This window comes from Micromonospora sp. DT43 (genome assembly GCF_049841645.1).
In the GTDB taxonomy this organism is placed as follows: domain Bacteria; phylum Actinomycetota; class Actinomycetes; order Mycobacteriales; family Micromonosporaceae; genus Micromonospora.
The window spans coordinates 97,089-113,938 of record NZ_JBNCKR010000013.1 but is presented as its reverse complement, the minus strand read 5'-3'; the positions used below and the strand labels follow the sequence as shown (position 1 = coordinate 113,938).

At 72.5% G+C, this 16,850-nt stretch carries 2 protein-coding genes; both read right to left on the bottom strand.

Translation table 11 applies throughout. The features are described 5' to 3' along the window. Positions 1-21: 21 nt before the first annotated feature. Complete coding sequence (locus ACLQ26_RS26190) at positions 22-14,004, bottom strand: hypothetical protein (protein WP_425746955.1); 13,983 nt, start codon at positions 14,002-14,004, stop codon at positions 22-24. Between the two features lie 151 nt (positions 14,005-14,155). Continuing rightward, entirely contained in the window at positions 14,156-16,699 is a 2,544-nt protein-coding gene (locus tag ACLQ26_RS26185; protein WP_425746954.1) for a hypothetical protein, read from the bottom strand. Positions 16,700-16,850: the final 151 nt, after the last annotated feature.

Sequence of the window (16,850 nt, the reverse complement as noted above, 5' to 3'; positions counted from 1 at the left end):
CGGTCGCCACCGCCGACCTCGTCAGGCGGGCACCGAGGCACGGTGGCCGAGGTGGAAGAGCTGAGCGAAGTAGGCCCGTTGTTCGGGCCCGGCCGCGACGATGTCGATCAGGCGGCGGGCGTCAAGCGACGTGTTGTCCGGCCGCCCGTCGGCTGGGGGCGTCGGGCCGTTCGCCGCGGCCCGAACGGCCATCGCCAGCGCGAGTTGAGCCTGGAGAACGCCGAGGTCGAGCCCGGATCTGGGGATCGTCAGGGTGAGGGCGTCGCGCCCGACGTGGACGCTGCCCGGCAGCGACATGCCGGGGTCGGCGTCAGCTGCCAGCATCGTGCCCAGTTCGGCCTGGTACCTGTCGAAGAGGGCGCGCCGGGCCGGTCCGTCGTCGCCCGCGTCGAGGGCGGCGGCGATGCTCAGGGCGGCCTCCCGCACCCCGGCGGACCGCAGATGGCGGACTGTCGCACGCAGGTCGGCCCAGACCTGCGGGAAGTCTTCGGTGAACCGCAGGACGATGGCACCGGTCTCGGGGACAACCCTCACGTTGTCCGGCCGCTGGAGTTGTTCGGCGAGCGCCGAGCCGTCGAGGGACGACTGCCCAGGGTCCATCACGTCGAGGAAGAGGGTGAGGACCAGTGCGGAGTTCACGCCGGACGGAAGGCCGGGCAACACGCGATCCGTGCGGTACGCGATGGGATCGTCGCCCAGCTCCAGGCGGCGACGCACGGCATCGTCCACAGCGCTGAAGTCCTCGGGGTGGCGCACGTAGCCGTCTGCCGGCCACTGCGCCCGGCGGCCGGCCACGGTCATCTCGACCATGCCGGCGACGCGCTCGGCCGGGACGGCGACGGCGTCGGTGCCGTCACGCAGGTGGGCTGCGGCGCGGGCCGCGTGCCCGGCCAGCTCGGGGTTGTCCCACAGCACCCGGGCGATCCGCTCGGCGGCCAACCGGTCGTGCCCGGCGGCAACCTCGGCGGCCGCCCACACCACGGCAGCCTGGACCACCTCAGCCGGTTCCCGGGCAGCACCACGACTCAGGGCGGCGACGGTCACCAGGGATTGCGAGCTCCCGCTGCTGGCCAGGTCGAGCAGCAACTGTGCGCGAGTGGAGGAGTCCGGCTCGATGAGGTACCGGTACGCCTGCTCCCCGCGCCCCTCCCGGGCGAACTCGTGGACCGCGAGAGACGCGGCCAGTCGGCCGTTCGACGGGTCCCGCGCGACCAACTCCTCGATCCGCGAATTGATCCACGCCTGGGTACTGGCATCGGCTCGCCTGCTCATGTCGGTGAGGTGGTTGAGCGCGTCGACCGACTGTTCCCAGCTCTGCGCGTGCGACCACCTCGTGATGCCGGCCTCGGCGATGAGCTGGATCAGCCGGTCCACCTCGGGGCTCTCGTCGTCGAGGTTCTCGGCCAGGGAGCGCAGCTGACGGATCCAGTACGCCCGGGACGGGGAGTCGAGATCGACGATCGTGTCCCGGATGATCCGTTCCGCCGCGCCCACCTCGTTGCGGGCAACCCTGCTGAGGGCGCTCACCATGGCGACCTCGGACGCGGGTGGCGGGGCCACGGCGATCAGCGGGGCGAACGTGTCGTAGCTGTCCGGGTAGACCTCGTCGACCAGGGCGCGCAGAGCGTCCCGACGGGCGTCGGGCCCGTCGGCGGCCAGCAGCGCGAGCGCCTGGTCGCCGAGGGTCGAGCTGGCGAGGCCGACGACCGTGGCCGCGGCCGCGCGGGCCGCGTTTCCACCGTCGACGGTTCGCCACGGCGGGGCGGCGAAGGTGCGGGACAGGACGGCCTGCCGCACCAGCGGGACGAGGTCCTGGGTGCCGTCGATGATGAGCACGTCGTTCAGCGGCGCCCAGTTCCGCATCGTGTCGGCCCAGGTGGGCGCGGTCAGCCACTCGTCGATCAGCGGCAGCACGATGCCGTTGGCGAGACGGAGCACGGCGTTCGCGGCATCCGGCTCGTCCGCCAGGACGTGCGTCTGGCGGAGCAGGATGAGCTGTCTGGCCACCTGGGTCCGCTGGCCGCTGTCCAGGTGCAGGCGCGCCGGCTCGACCGCGTCGAGCGCACCGCGCAGGTCGCCGCCGACAGCCCGTGCGACGGCCTGGAAGATGGTCAGCAGGGAGGCGTTCGCGGGCTCGCCGCTGCCCGTTCCGAGCTTCGTCAGCGGCTCGTCCCGCAGCGGTGACAGATCCTTCACCTCCAGGTACAGGTCGCGGGCGAGGCCGGCGAGTTCCTGGTACCAGCCGCGGGCCTGGGCGACCGTTCCCCGCCGAGCCCCGTACGAGCGCACCTCCAACACGCCCAGCCCGACGGTCAGGCTGCCGTCGGCGGTGTCGAGCCTGTCGAACGTGGTCACCTCCGGAAAGAGGATCCTCTGATTGACCGGTTTCCCGTTCAGTACGGCGAGCAGATACGACCTCGGGGATATCCGCCTGTCGAGCCGGGAGGCGGTCCAGGGGTCACCGCCCTCCGCCATGAGCAGCTCATCGGTGGCGTCGGCCGCGGCTGCCAGCCGGTCCTGGTAGCCGTCGTGGTGGTCCAGGTAGTACGGCGCGAAACGGTCGTGGATCGCCTGGGACTGCGTGATCAGATAGAGCCGCGCCCACCAGGGCAACTCCCCCAGATAGCGGGCCAGCGACATACGGGACAGCGCGGCGACGTGTGCCTTGGAGAGAACGTCGGGGGCGGCGAGGTTGTCGGCGACCGCGGCCGTCTGCGCGTACGCCAGTGCGAGCACGCCCTGCAGCGCCTCCACCACTCGCGGGGAGGGCGCCGCGCCCAGGCCGGCGAAGAAACGGCGGAACTCGTCGGCCTCCTGGATGCTGAAGGCGATCCCCTCCTGCTGGCTCGCCTTCGTCCGGTAGCTGGACCGGCCGGACAGGACGGAGGTGTAGGCGACGGATTCGTCGCGCCAGGTGCGATCGGCGACGCGTGCCAGGAATCGCCGCAGACCCTCGGTCGGAACGCCTATCGAGATGTGCCAGTGCCAACCTCCCTCGTCACCGCGGGGCGGCCGGCCGATCGTCCCGCCCGTCGCCAACGGCTCGGCCATCATCCCGGCGGAGGCGAGGGTCGCCGGCAGGTCGACAGTGGGCAGGCCGGCGGGGCCGGTGACCGCCTCGAAGCGGTCCTCGACCGCCTGAAGCTGTCGCCAGAGGTCCTCGGTGTCCTCGATCCGGCCTCGCTCGCCCGGAAGGTTACTGATGATCTCGGTGACCAACTCGGGCATGGCTACCTCCTCCTGGTCGCCGGCCGCCGGGTCGCTGGGCAGCAGGTACCCGTCGAACTCCCCGTCGCCCGCGTACCCGGCCGGGTAGTGCAGGGCCTTCGTCTCCACCTCGACGCGGAAGCTGCCGTCCGGGGCCACCGCGAGCCTCCGCTTGCGCAGCGAGTGCCCCGACTCCTCGGAGTCGAAGTGCGTCGGCATGGTGCGCTCACCCTCAAGCCCGCCACCCCGGTAGCCACGGCTGCCCACCGGATCCAGGAGGGGTTCGACGTGGGAGTCCGACGCCTGCCGCGCCGGCGTTCCGGCCGCACGGGCCACCCCGTCCGGACCGATCACCGCCGCGCGGGCGTGGACGTCCGCGTCGTACTCCCGCGGTGTCTGATCCGGCGCACCGACCCGTGGCGTCGCTCCCGGATCGGTCAGGTTCAACCACAGCACCCCCTCGTCGCGCGAGTGGTACGCGGCATAGACGTGCCCGTACTCGGATCTCATCCGCTCGACAAGCACCACTGCCACCGAGCCCGGACCGAGCCCGTCCGCACCCAGACGGGTGGTCAACCCGTCCCAGCCGTCGAACCGTTGCCAGTCCCGATGGTCGCCGAGCCAGACCTCCGCCGGTCGGTGGAGATCGGAGTCGTCCCGGGTGCGGGGGACGCGCACCGTGTGGGACAGTCGGTCGTCCGGGTGCAACCGGGACAGCAGCGCCTGGACCACGGCGAGGCATTCGGCGATCCTGGTCCGGCCGGTCGGATCGACGGTACGGCCCTCGGTCACGACGTCCTGGAACAGCTGCCGCAGCGCGTCGCCGGAGAGGATGGCGGGCGCACTCGGCGTAACCACGGGCGGGCCGATCAGCTCCGTCACCCGAGGCAGGACCGAGTCGGGGCCGACAACCTCGGCGACCTGTAGGTGCGCGAAGTCGTACGCTCGCAGCACCTCGGCGAGGTCGTTTCGCGCGTCACGATCCGACAGGCCGGCGACCGACCGGTCCAGTTCCGTGAGTCCCCGCTCGAACGCCCCGAGCGCAAGCCGTGCGGTCTCCACCTCGTCGGCCCGGTCGGCGGGCGCGTCGTCCAGTGCCGACGTGACCTGCTCGCGGACCGCCTCGTACCGGGATCGGCCCGTCGTCACGGCGTCGGTCACGCCCTCCTTCGTGGCGGGCACCAGGCGTCCCGGATCGTGCGGTGGGTTGGCGACGATCCTCGTCAGGGCGTGCACCCGAAGGTCGTTGCCCCGGGAGGCCGCGCTGCTGGGCCCGAGCGCGTCGAAACGACCCGATGCCCACGAGATGAACAGCGGCAGGGGCAGCCTGCCGGGGTTCAACCGCTCGACGTGCCCGTCTCCGACCACCACCAGGTCGAGGCCCATGAGGTGGGCGAACGCTCGCGGCGCGGCTTCGTCGAGCGCGGTGTCGGACAGGTCCGCGCGGGTGAGGGCCGCGGTCAGCAGTTCCCGCTCGGAGGGGAGCCGCCCGTCCCGGGCCGCCGTGTCCGTGTAGAGGGCGGAGAGGTTACGGACGCCAGCGTTCGCCTCTGAACGGTAGACGGAGTCCACGATGGGCACCCAGCGTCGCGGGTCTTCCTCGATCCGGCGTACCAACTCGGCGCGGCGGGCGGCGCTCCCGGCCTCCTCAACGATCTCCGCCATCCGCCGTGGGTCGACGGTCGGCGTGAAGCCGGTCAGGGCCGCCCGCAGTTCGTCGGCGGGCCGATCGTTCCAGCCCGTGACGGAGGCACGGCGAGCCGCCCGGCGGACCTGGGCGTCCTCCTCCGCGACGCGCAGGTCCACGCGCTGTTGCGGGGTCAGCGCCGGCGGGGTGTAGTCGCCGAGCACCTGCTCCAACCGGTCCCGGCCCGCGCCGGCCACCAGGAGCTGCGCCGGTGAGCGGTCCAGCAGGCCGTCGAGAAGCTGTGGGGCCTCGCTCACCCTCGCCCGCACGGCAGACCGCAGTGCCTCGCCGTCGGTTATCTGCGCGCCCAGGTCGACGTCCTGTAGCCGGGCGCTGGCCGCCACGGCGTGATAGAGGCGGACACCGCCGTCCGGCACGGTCACCACCCGAGGGAACCGCTCGGCGTCCGCCTCGGCCTCGGCCAGCGAGATCCGGTCCACGTCGCCGGGGAGCAACTCCTCCGCGATGCTCGCCAGGGTCCGTGGGTCTTCCCGGCTGGTGGTGACGACATCGGGTCTGGCGGGCGCCTTCTCGGCGGCCCTGGACGTCGTGCCGGCGTCCGTGCTGCTGTCCCGGCCCGGGTTGATCGTGTTCAGCAACGAGGCCGGCAGGCCGAGCCGCAGGGCGGCCGCGTCGTCGACGCTGAACTCCATCGTGCCCGGGACCCGCCGCGTCGTCCCACCCGGGACGGTGACCTCGAAGATGACGTTGGCGTACACGTGGTAGACGCCCGCCGGCGGGATCTCCCGCAGCCAGGCGCGGTGCTCCGTGGCCCGGATCTGGGTGAAGCCCCGGCCGCTGGTCCGGTCCACGCCACCACCGCCCCGACCGCCGACAGCGACGGCGGGAGCGACCGGGTGGGTCGCCAGGACAGCGGCGTCCACCGCCTGGCGGGTGGACGTGGCGGAGCCCTCGCTGACGCCCTGGGTGCCGTGCTCGTAGTCCTCCATCTCGGCGGACCTGACGTGGTAGACGTCGATGACGTCACCGAACTCGGCGGCGACGCGGGTGCCGTCCTTGAGCAGCAGCCGCCGCGCTCCGGTGTTGATGCCCTTGAACGGGATCCCGCCCGACTGACGCTGCATGTCGCCGAACAACTGCGTCACGCTTGTGTGCGTGAGGACCGATCCCTCCGAGCGCGCCTCCAGGACCCCGGCCGCCACCTGCGTGGCCCGCGCGCCCCGCGGCTGGTTCGCGGTGACCGCGTCGGCGAGCGCCCGAAACGCGTGTACGCCGTGGATCCGGGCACCGTCCGGCAGGTCGCCGAGCCGCACGCCGCTCAGATCCGGCTGGTTCCCGGCCCGGAGGCGGCTACCGTCCCACGGCGCGTACATGGGACGTTCCTCGATGACGGGTATGGCTGGCTCTTTCGGCACCGACCCGGGCAGGCGCGGAACGGAGCTGACCGAATGCAACGAGTACGTGAAACGGACCGGTTGCCGGAACTTCGCGGTGTCCTGGGGACGCTCTCCCGACATGGTCAGCATGTTGGATGTGCCGCCCTGGGTCCGCTCCGCCGTGTGCGTGCTCGTCACCGACGCGGAGACCGGCGCGGTGGTGCTGTCGCTGACCCCCCGGTTGAGAGTGCTGACGCCACCGGTCGCGCCCAGCTGCCGTACCTGCAGGTCACGGAGTTGTCGGGCGCGCGTCGTGTTGCGTCGGGTGTAGAGCTTGAGCCGGTCCCGCTTACCGCGCCCCTGGTACACGGCCTCGTCCATGATCTCGGCCTGGACCTTGAGTTCGAACGTCCTGCCGCCGATCGTGATCTCCCACGCCTTGCCGTCATCGGTGAGCTGGTACATGTGCGCCATCAGACCGGTCAGCCGCCGGTAGACCTCGTTGCGGAGACGGAGGCCGCCCAGCCGCGTGGCCCTCTCGCCGGCCCGCCGCTGGAGCGCGGTGATCCCGATCGTGTCCAGGAAGACGCCTGTCCACGGGCGACCGTCGCGCAGGCTCACCGGTGGTGCCGGATCGTCGGCGCCGGCGGTGCCCCGGACCGACGTGTCGATGCCGCCCTGCGGCTCCTGCCCGGGGGCTTCCGGCGACGCGGGAAGAAGGGATCGTGGGTCGTCGAAGTCCTGGAACCGCTCGGGGTGGGCGTGCAGGTCCTCGTCGGAGAGCATGAGGATCACCTCGCCGTCGCCCGTCAGCTGCGTGTCGTCGGACGTGAAGTAGCTGTTCTGCACCGCCGTACGGACCACGTACATGTCGTTCATGCCGGTCCAGGCCCGGTACGAGCCGGCTGTCGACTCGTTCGCGGTGAGGCTGCCGTCCCCGTGCCCGGCACCGACAAGCGCACCACCCGAATCGGTTGGAAGGCCTGTGTTGTAGCCCATCGCCGCGCGCCGGAACACCGAGTCCAACTCGTCGGCGTCGCTCATGCTGCCGGTCTGGCTCTCCAGGGTGTAGTCGTTGTACGCCTTCACCCGCTTGAGAATCTGCGGCTTGCCCTTCGGGGTGACCCGCAGGATGCCGCTCTCCGGCCCGGCCAGGACAGCGGCACCGCCCTGCAACGCGGTCCCCAGGTTCGCCTTGTAGTGCACCATGCTGAGGCCCTCCATGGCGTCCGCGTACGTCGCCTTGGTGGCGGCCACCATTCGGTGCCGCATGGCCGCGACCCCACTGGCCGAGACCGCGGCCCTTGGGGTGAGACCGATCAGCGGAGACTTCCGGCCCGACGGCAGCGGCCGCAGGTCCGGCAGCGGCTGATGTCCCCGCTCGTCCGCGTCGGCGTACGAGTCCGGCTGCCACACCTGAACCGAGCCCGTCGCGGAGCGCGGCTCGGTGTTCGCGTCCCGCGCCAGGCCCGTGAACGGCGCGGTGCCATCGCCGCCGTACGCCATCCAGTAGAGCGTGATCGGCACGTCGAAGAGCGACGCGTCCTCCTCCAGCGCCGCCGCCGACTGCACGTTGGCGGAGACCGACTCGCCGAACCGCGCGCCTTCGCGGCGGCTGCGCGTCTGGCCGCCCACACCGCCGACCGGCTCGCCGTGCGCCCACGGTTCGGCCTTGGGCATGCCGCCCAGGTCGTAACCCCGGTCCGTCGCCTTCGACCGGGTCTCCCTGGAGACCACGCCGTCCTGGCCGCTGAAGCTGTTCAGGCTCCACAGGTCGTCGCCCGCAAGGTAGCGGCTCCTCGACCCGGGGACCGCGGCGAAGCCGACAGTCAGGGAATCGTTGCGGGCATTGGTGAACGTGACCGCCAGGCCGGGCTTGTCGGAGCTACCCGACATCAGGTCGTCGATCCGACGGGTGAACACGCGGTCGGAGACCCGCTCGGTCAGGCGACGCCAGTTGACGTACTCGACACCGGGCTTGTTCATCTCGTGCCCGGTGGACGACAGGCTCTGCAGGTGCTGCCACGGTGTCATGTCGTCCGGGCCGTTCGCCTCGGCGGGGAGCATGTGCTTGCTCACCAGCCAGGGAACCAGCGAGTCGTAGATGCCGTCGATGCCGCTCACCCGGGTGGGAGCACCGTAGCCCAGACCGTGCCGACCGTCGGCGGTCGGCGTCCACCAGCGTAGGTGCGGCTTCGGCCGCTCAGACCACGGGAAGGGCCGGGGTGGATCCGGGCGACCCTGCTCCGTGCCGCTCCCGGTGGTCGGCGCCGTGTCGGTGTCCGGGCCGTCCGCCACCGGCACGATGTCCACGCTGCTCTGCGGTCCCGCGCTGCCCTGCGGACCCGCGCTGCCCTGCGGACCCGCGCTGCCCTGCGGATCCGCAGTGTCCGTCGACCCGAGGTGGCTGAGCTGGCTGAGCAGGGCGCTGAGTTCCTTCTCGCGCAGCCGGACCTGGATGTAGCCGTCCACGGGCGACGTCGACCCCGTCTCCTGCGCGCCGTCCCGACCCCAGTTGGCGTGCAGCCGCAACTGGCTGTCCAGCTTCGCCACCCGGCTGGGGTTGTTCGCCCGTATCGCGCGCAGCGCATAGCTGCGCTGCACACCTACCGACTGCCGTCCGCGCCCGCGGGACCCGGCCCACCGGCCGCCGGCGGTGAACAGGCCGGCCAGGGCGCGGAACGTACCACCGGCGTTGTACCGCCAGGCCCCACGGCGGTCCTGGCCCTGCTGTGGCTTCTGCAGCGCGGCCCTGATCTTGTCGACGATCACCTTCTTGGTGCCCCGGCCCGATTTCTCGATGGCCGTGGCGGTGGCCTCGAGGCTCAGGTTCAGGAAGCGGTCGCCCACCCGGATGTTGAGCCGCGGCCTCGACTGGTGGTCGCCGCCCCGCCGGTACGCGTCGGGCAACATACCGGTGAGGTTGTCCTGGCCCAGGAACTTCTCGATCTGCGCCGACCAGAAGGCGTACTCGGCGGGCCCGAGGAGCCGCCGCAGGTCCGCCCGTAGCTGCCGGAGGCCGGAGATCCGCTCGATCGCGTTGTGCATGTCCCAGAGCGGAAACGGCTGGTCGGCGCGCAGCTGCGTACGAACCAGGTCCGCGCGTGGCATCTGACTGGAGCCCGCGTACAGGCGAACGGTCTCCGGCCGGGGCCGGCCGTCCCCGTCGGTGAACGTCTCGTGCCGCCACGCACCCTGCTCCGCGCCCTCAGTCGTGACTGTCGCGGAGAACGCGACCGGGACCGCCATCGACCGCACCGGGTCGCTCGGCTTGAAGTACGTGTAGCCGGCGGTCGAGACGTTACTGACATGACTGCCACCACGCGTCACGGATCGACCGCCGCCGACCGTGACGAGGAACGACGCGAAGACGCGCTCGCCGAATCGGGTGACGACGCCACCGTCGGCGTACCCCGTCCGGCTCCTCTGCGCCGAGCGCAGCGCCTCGTCGGTCACGTTGACGCGCGTCTCCAACCGCGCGGTCGGCTTGACGTCCGTCTCCTCCCGCGGCGGACCGACCACGTCGGTGAAGAGCGTCACCACGTAGGTCTCGTCACCGACCCGCATCTTGACGACTGGCACTCCCTCGTCGAGCGAGGCGGTGAAACCCCAGGTGAGCGCCCGCTTGACGGTGTCGGTGGTGAGGTCGGCGCCCGGCACCGGCAGCAGTCCCGCCAGCCAGTCGCGCAACTGTTCGAGGCTGGAGACGTCGTGGACATACTGCAGGCCGGGGACCAGCGCGGCATCCCGCGAGTCGAGCGACTCCGGCGGTAGACCCTCCACCGGCCTGGTGTCCGTCGGCCAGTGCTGCGACGTCGCCGCCTTCGCCAGCGCCGCAGGCGTCGCCTGCGGCGACCGTACGGCCTGTCGTACCTTGTCGACCGGGTTGCGCCACGTGCTGTCCGGCTGGCGTACCGACCGGACCAGGTCGAGCAGGTCCCGCCGGTTCTCCGGGGTGTCGCCGTCCGCGCGGCGCAGCAGGGACCAGGCCATGGCGTCGACGCCGTCGGTGTCACCCGACCGGCCGGCAAGGTACGCACGCCGCACCTCGTCCAGCGCCCGCAGCTCGGCGTCGCTGTACGTCGCGCCGGCCTCCACCGGAAGCCTCGCCCGGGACGCCTCCAACGCCGCCGCCCCTGCCTGCGGCCCGCGCAGAAGCCACCTGTCGAGCACATACCGCCGCTGCCGCGGGCCGGCCGTACGATCGTCCGGCGCGGGGCGGTCGGCGTCGGGTGCCTCCGGGTCGCCGGCGGTGAGGCTGACGACCAGGTCGGCGGGGCGAGGCAGCAGCGGGTCGTCCTGGTTGCGCCCCGACTGCTCATAGAGCGTTGCGCGGGCGAAGTCGTAGCGGGCGACCACTGACTGCACCTGAGCTCGGGTGACGGCCATGCGGTCGGCGGTGACCGCGAGGTCGGCGGCACCCCGCGCGTCGCTCAGGAAGCTGGTCCAGGCCAGCGCGGCGGCCGAGGCCGGATCCGTCACCAGCGGCCTGACCACGTTGTCAAGGCGTGCGGCCTCCCCCGGCAACCGGCGAACCACCTGGGTCAGATCCCGTACGGATTCGCGGGGAACCGCCGCGAGCCCTGCCTGCAGGGTCTCCGGGCTGGGCGTTTCAGTGGACGCCATCCAGATCTGCGGATGACGGAGGTCGTCGATCGCGTCGTTTCGTGGGTGGGACCGATGCGGGCTCTCCTCCGCTGCCGCCTCGATCGTCGCCGGGACCGACGGGGCGTCGCCGATCGCGTGCTCGGTATCGCCGCGCGACTCGGTCGACGGGGGACGCAGCAGGCGTTCCAGGGGCGGCACGATCTCCTGCCCGGTTGCCCTGTTCACCTCGTAGCGCGCGTGGTCCACCTGGTACAGCACGTCGCGGAACTCGACCCGTGCCAGTCGGGACCGACTCGGGTCCGGGTTCGCCGCACCGGTGATTGACTGCTTCGCCGCGTCGAAGACCGCGGTGGCGACCTGCACCTGCTCGGTCCGGGCGGCCTCCGCCCCGGCCGGGTCGGCAAGCGCCCCGCGCAACTCGGATTCGACCCGATCCGTCAGCCCGTTCAGCTGGTCGAGGACGTTCCGCGCGGCCTGCTCGACGCCTTCGGCCGTAGCCGGGACCAGGTGGTCCACCTGGACCGGGACATCGACCTCCAGCCCCGTCATGGCGTACACCCGCAGGTCGTGATCGCCGGGGCCGGGGCTCTGGACGTCAAGCACGGCGAGGTCGAAGACGGGGTGCAGGGAGATCAGGTGGATGTCGTAGGGGTTCGCGGGCAGGTCGACCGGTCCGCGGGTTTCCGCATCCACGAACGCGACCCCGTCCGGGCCGTGGTGCACGACGGCGACCAGCGGAGGCGCGTCCGGACCGGTCCGTACGGTCAGCACGGCGGCCGACCCGGGGATCGACCGGGCAGCCGCCTCCACCCGCTCGTAGCTGCTGGGAGTCGCCGCCAGTCGTTCGCCGGCCACACCGGACACCAACTGCTGCGGAGAGAGGCTCGACACCAGGTCGGCGAACCGCTGCGCCGCGTCGGCGGTACGGCCACCGGTGACCTGGGAAACCAACTCCCCAGCCGCCGCCAGGCGGTCGGCGCCGATGGAGGTGCCGACCGGCGCCTGGTGGGCGGGCAGGTCGCCGTAGATCCGACGTACCGCCTCGGTCGGCAGTCCTCGGGTGACCTGCTCGCCGTCGGAGCCCGGCGCGCGGCCGGCCCCACCCTCGGAGGAGGCCACACCCCCGCCGGTGCCCGACGGCGTGTTGTCGTCCGAGCGCAGCGGGTCGGCGACCGCGGTCGCCGGCCCGCCCGATTCCTGGGGGCGGGTGTCGAACGCCGCGGTCTCCGGCCGATGCACACCATGCTGGCCGGATTCCGTCGACACCGCCGGTGAGGACTCGGCCCGGACGTCCGCCCCGGAGCCGGCCTGCGCACCCGAGCCGGCCTGCCCACCCGACCCGGCCTGCCCACCCGACCCGGCCTGCCCACCCGAGCCGGCCTGCCCACCCGAGCCACCCTGCACGCCCGCAGGCTGCCCGCCGGTCGCGGCGTCCGCGTCGGCACCACCGACGGTGTTCGGGTCGCCGGACCCGCTACCGCCACCGACCTCTGCCGTCGACACGATCGCGGTCGCCGGCATCCCCTGCGCGGTGGCGTCCCCGGTCACACCCGCCTCGGCACCGAAGTTCTGCGCTGCTCCGGCGAGCCCGCCACGGACTTCGCTCCCACCAGCGCCGTCCGACCGGCCGTTGGTGACCCGCGCGTCGCCGTCCCCCACGCTGCCGTCGGCCGCGCCACCAGCGATCCCGGCCCCTCGACCCGCCACCGCGTCCGCCCGGCCCGCCCCCTCGGCGTTCGCCCGACCCGCCACCGCGTCCGCCCGGCCCGCCGCCTCGGCGTTCGCCCGACCCGCCGGCCCGTCCGCCCGACCCGCCGGCCCGTCCGCCCGACCCGCCGCCTCGGCGTTCGCCCGCACGCCGAGGCCGGCCATCGCGCTCACCGCGCCGTCGCCGGTCCCGACGGCTGGGGACACGTCGGCGGCCATCGACGCGAGGGCCTCCGACCCCGTGCCGGTGCCCGCGTCTTCGCGTCCGGGCTGTCGAACCTCCCCGGACTCGTCGACGACGGATGCCGTGTCCTCGCTGCCGGTGCCGCTCCCCGTCTCGGCGAACAGACTGTCGGCGTCCCGGTCGACACTCTCCTCCTCGCCGACGAGGGTGTCGGCGTCCGAGACGACACTCTCGTTGTCGCCGCCGAAGGATTCACCCCGGGCCTCGACAGGCGGCTTCTCGTTCTGGTACTCGCCGTCGACCCCGAAGTCCCCGCCGCCCTTCTCCCCCTCACCACCCGGGCCGGGCTTCTCGCCGTAGCCACCGGCCTGGGACAGGTTGAGGCCGTTGACCAGCTGCCCCGGGGTGGCGGCGTTGCCCTCGTACAGGCCGCCGACGAAGGCGCTTGTCGCAGTCCCCCACCTCCACTCGATCTCCGCCCCGACCGCGACTTGCCCGGCCACCTCCGCCGGCATCGCCACCACCGCCTGGGCGGTGCCCTTGACGATGAGGCCGCCGATTCGGAACCTGAGGTCGGTGACGTAGAGCGTGCCGTCCGGACCGATTCGATCGATCTTGGCGATTCTTCTTCCGGCCCACTCGACAAACAGTTGAGCACCGACGTTTGTGAGGCCGGCGATCCCGCCGGCGATCACCGTCTGGATGAGAGCCTTCTTGATCGCGTCCCAGTCGATGCCCTCCCGGACCCCGTCGGCGTCCTGGGCCGCCTGGATGACGATCATCAGGAGCGGCTCCTGGGCGATCTCCTGCGTGACCTCGACGAAGACCTGCCGGAGAATCCCGGTGATGATGGCACGGAAGCCGCCGATCACCGCAGGGATCGCCAGGGCCCCGAAGAGCGACGCGATCAGCCAGGCGAGCTGGATGGCCAGCAGCGCCAACTGCACCACGACCATGATCTTCGCTTCCTGAAGGTCCGCAGCGCCGTTCTTCAGGTCCTTACGCGTGCCGTTGGCGGTCTTCTCCAGCTGCTCGAGGTATGTGGTCAGGTTGTCCAGCGACTCGTTGACCCCGTCGGCGAACCTGCCGCTCAGCACCTGCGGCACCCGTGCGCGCTGGTCGGCGAGCTTGTCCCGGACGTCTTTCAGGACGTCCCTGAGGTGCTCCCACTCGTCGGAATGCCCCCGCATGCCGCCTTCGCTGCCCGTCGGCCAGGTCGCGCCGACGAAGAAGTTCAGGATGTGGTTCAACCACGCGGGAATGGGGGTGTCCACTGCGAGCCGCTCCCGCTACGCGGCGGTGGACGAGGAGGCGACAACGTACCCCGGGTCCTGCACGTGACCAGCGTGCCGGCGGTGCGGGTCGCTACCACCGGTCCGTCGGGCCGTACGGGCAGAGTTGCGGGTTTTCCCTCAGGACCGGCTGTCAGCCCGCCGCCACACCTGTGGGCGCCTCGACATCCTCCAGGTAACCGATCGGAGGGCCGACCAGCCGGCCAATGGTGTCGGGGTCGGTGTCGGTGAGCAGCCGGGGTGTCGCCGACCGTCGTCGGGTGAGCGTCCGCTCCAGCCGGGTCAGCGTCGTCCGGTCGGCGTCGTCCAGGCCCGACGTCGGCTGCTCGCCGGGCAGCACCTCACGCAGCAGTACGGCGGTCGCGGGGATACCGGCCCGGTGCGCCGACGTGGGTCCCTCGTGGACGGCGAGCACCTTGAACCGTGCCCCGGCCAGGAAGACGGCCTCGTCCAGGTCCTGTCGCTCGGCGAGCGCGCCGGCTTGCCGGGCCGTACGCGACCAGACCAGGAAGTCGACGTCGGCGCCCTCGGCGGCAAGGTCTGTGGCGCCGCTGACACTGCGAAACCCGGGCTCGACCAGCAGACCACCCTCGGGGTACAGGTGCCGCGCCTGGGCCGCCAGTCTTCCCTGGCAGAGCATCACCCTCCGGTAGGGCGGCAGGCGACGCAGACCGGACACCAGGCACGGCAGGTAGCCCGGCAGGTTCGGCAGGTGTCCGGCACGCAGTCGTGCGTTGAGCCGGGCCGCCCTCTCGTCGGACCGACCGAGGAAGACGTGCACGGCGACGAAATCGGTCTTCGCCGACGCGGAGATTCCCTGCCGCAGCGCGGGCCACGCGGCCAGGGCGGCGTTGACGGTGGTGATCGAGTCGGTGAAGGCCGGACCGAGGCTGGCAGCCAGGTCCCGCTGTTCCTCCGCGGTACTGGCCCGGTCCTCGACAGGCTCGGCCACGGCGGGCGAGTAGCGGGGCACCGGGCTTCCGTCGGTGTGGGCGGCGGCCGGCCCCGCGCGCTGGGGCGCGAACGGTCCCTCCACCCTCGGCGCGGGGACGCCGGCGACGGCCGGGCGTTCCGGCTCGTCGAGGTAGGGCCCGGCGCTGGTCATCACCTGCGGCATTCCGGCGGGCGGTCTGCCCGGTGGCGCGGGGTCGTGGACGAGGTCCTCCGCCGCTGGGCGCCCGAAGTCGGTCCGAGGCCCTTCGGCTGGCGCTACCGGCGCCGCTGGTTCCACCCGACGGTGCGCGGCAACGGCCGGCGCCGCGACCGGCCGCCGGCTCAGAACCGGCGCCTCGCTCGGCCCGGCGCTGGCCGAATTCGAGGACAGGCGCGGTGACAGCGGCAGCGCCAGCCTCGCCGAGCCCGCGTCCCGGACCGACTCGTCGATCGCCGAGGGAGGTGGGCTGATGTCGGCGACCACCGCCGAGGTCACGCCGGCCTCCTTCCGCACCGCCGGAGGCGGCGTCGCCGCGGCGCGAAGCGCTGCTTCCAGCCGTACCGTCGTCGCGTCGTCTGCCTGCCCCACCAGCGCGAGGCCCGGCGCTCCGCCGGCCTCGACGAGCACCCGGCACAGCTGGTCGACCAACCGGTCGGAGGCGCGGACGTCGACCGCCAGCACCCAGTCACCGGGGTCGACGAATGCCATGCCATCGGGCCGACGGGCACCGGCCGTACGCAGCAGGACGCCGGATGGGACCACCTCGGCCAGCAGGTCCGACTCGTTCGCGTGGCGGTAGAGCCGACTGCCGATGCGCACCCACCCGGCGCTCAGGAGAGGTGGCGGCTGGCAGGACGTCCGTCGCCGGTCGCCGGGCTCGGGAACCGTGATCGGGTCCGCCGAGGCGGTGGCCGATTCATCGAGGGCCGCGGCGAGGGCGTCCAGCCAGTCGACGCGCGGTGGCGGCGTCGTCGGGTCGAGCAGGGCGGTCTCGATCCGAACTGTCGTCCGCGCCGACAGCCCCGCGAAGATCCCGGCGAGGGAGCGGGGATCCACGGGTGGCTCGCCGATGTGCCGCAGCACCAGCGTCGGCCCGTGCGGGTCCACCGGCACGTCGAAGGCCGGGTCGCCCGGCACCGCCGGCGCGGCGGCCGAGGTCCGCAGCAGCACTCCGGCGGGAACGGGATCGGCGACGAGCCCGGACACGACCATGGGGTGGTCCGGCAGGGCCCGCTCCCAGGACGGGACCGGGTATCGGTTTCCGACCACCGGGCTGCCGGCCCCGGGTCGGAAGGAGCGCCATCCCCAGGCGCCCGTACCGCCCGCCGCGTAGAGGGTGCCGTCGGGTGTGGCGTGCACGGGACCGTCGGGGGCCAGCAGTTCGACGCGGGTACGGGCCGCCAGCCGGGTCAGCCAGGTGGCGTACGCCTCGTCCGGCCGGCCGAGGCCGTTCGCGGCCACCCAGACCCGGCCGACGCCCCATTCCCCGGCGGCCCCCTCGACCACCGTGCGCAGCACGGCACCGCAGGCAGGGCTCCGGACGGCACGTTCGGAGGTCATGACCAGGACGTCGTCGGACGCGGCGGCTGCGGTGCGCAGCATCTGCCACAGCAGCGACGGCGGATCATCCACCTGCGAGAGGACCGCCGCGGAGCCGTGCCACTGGACGAAGAGCTCGTCGGCGGCGGGAGGTCCGGCGCGGACCGCCCGTCTGCGCCAGCGCGGCATCCACGGCAGCGCCATCCGACTCGGACCCCCACTTCGTCGAGGTCTCGAAACTGCCGCACCCCGATGCCCTGAGACTGACGCACCGTGTTCGACAACGGCGTGCGCCGCCGAGCACAGGCATCGGTTCCGGGGGAAATCCCCCGTCAACGTGTGCGGGTCCTCGGAC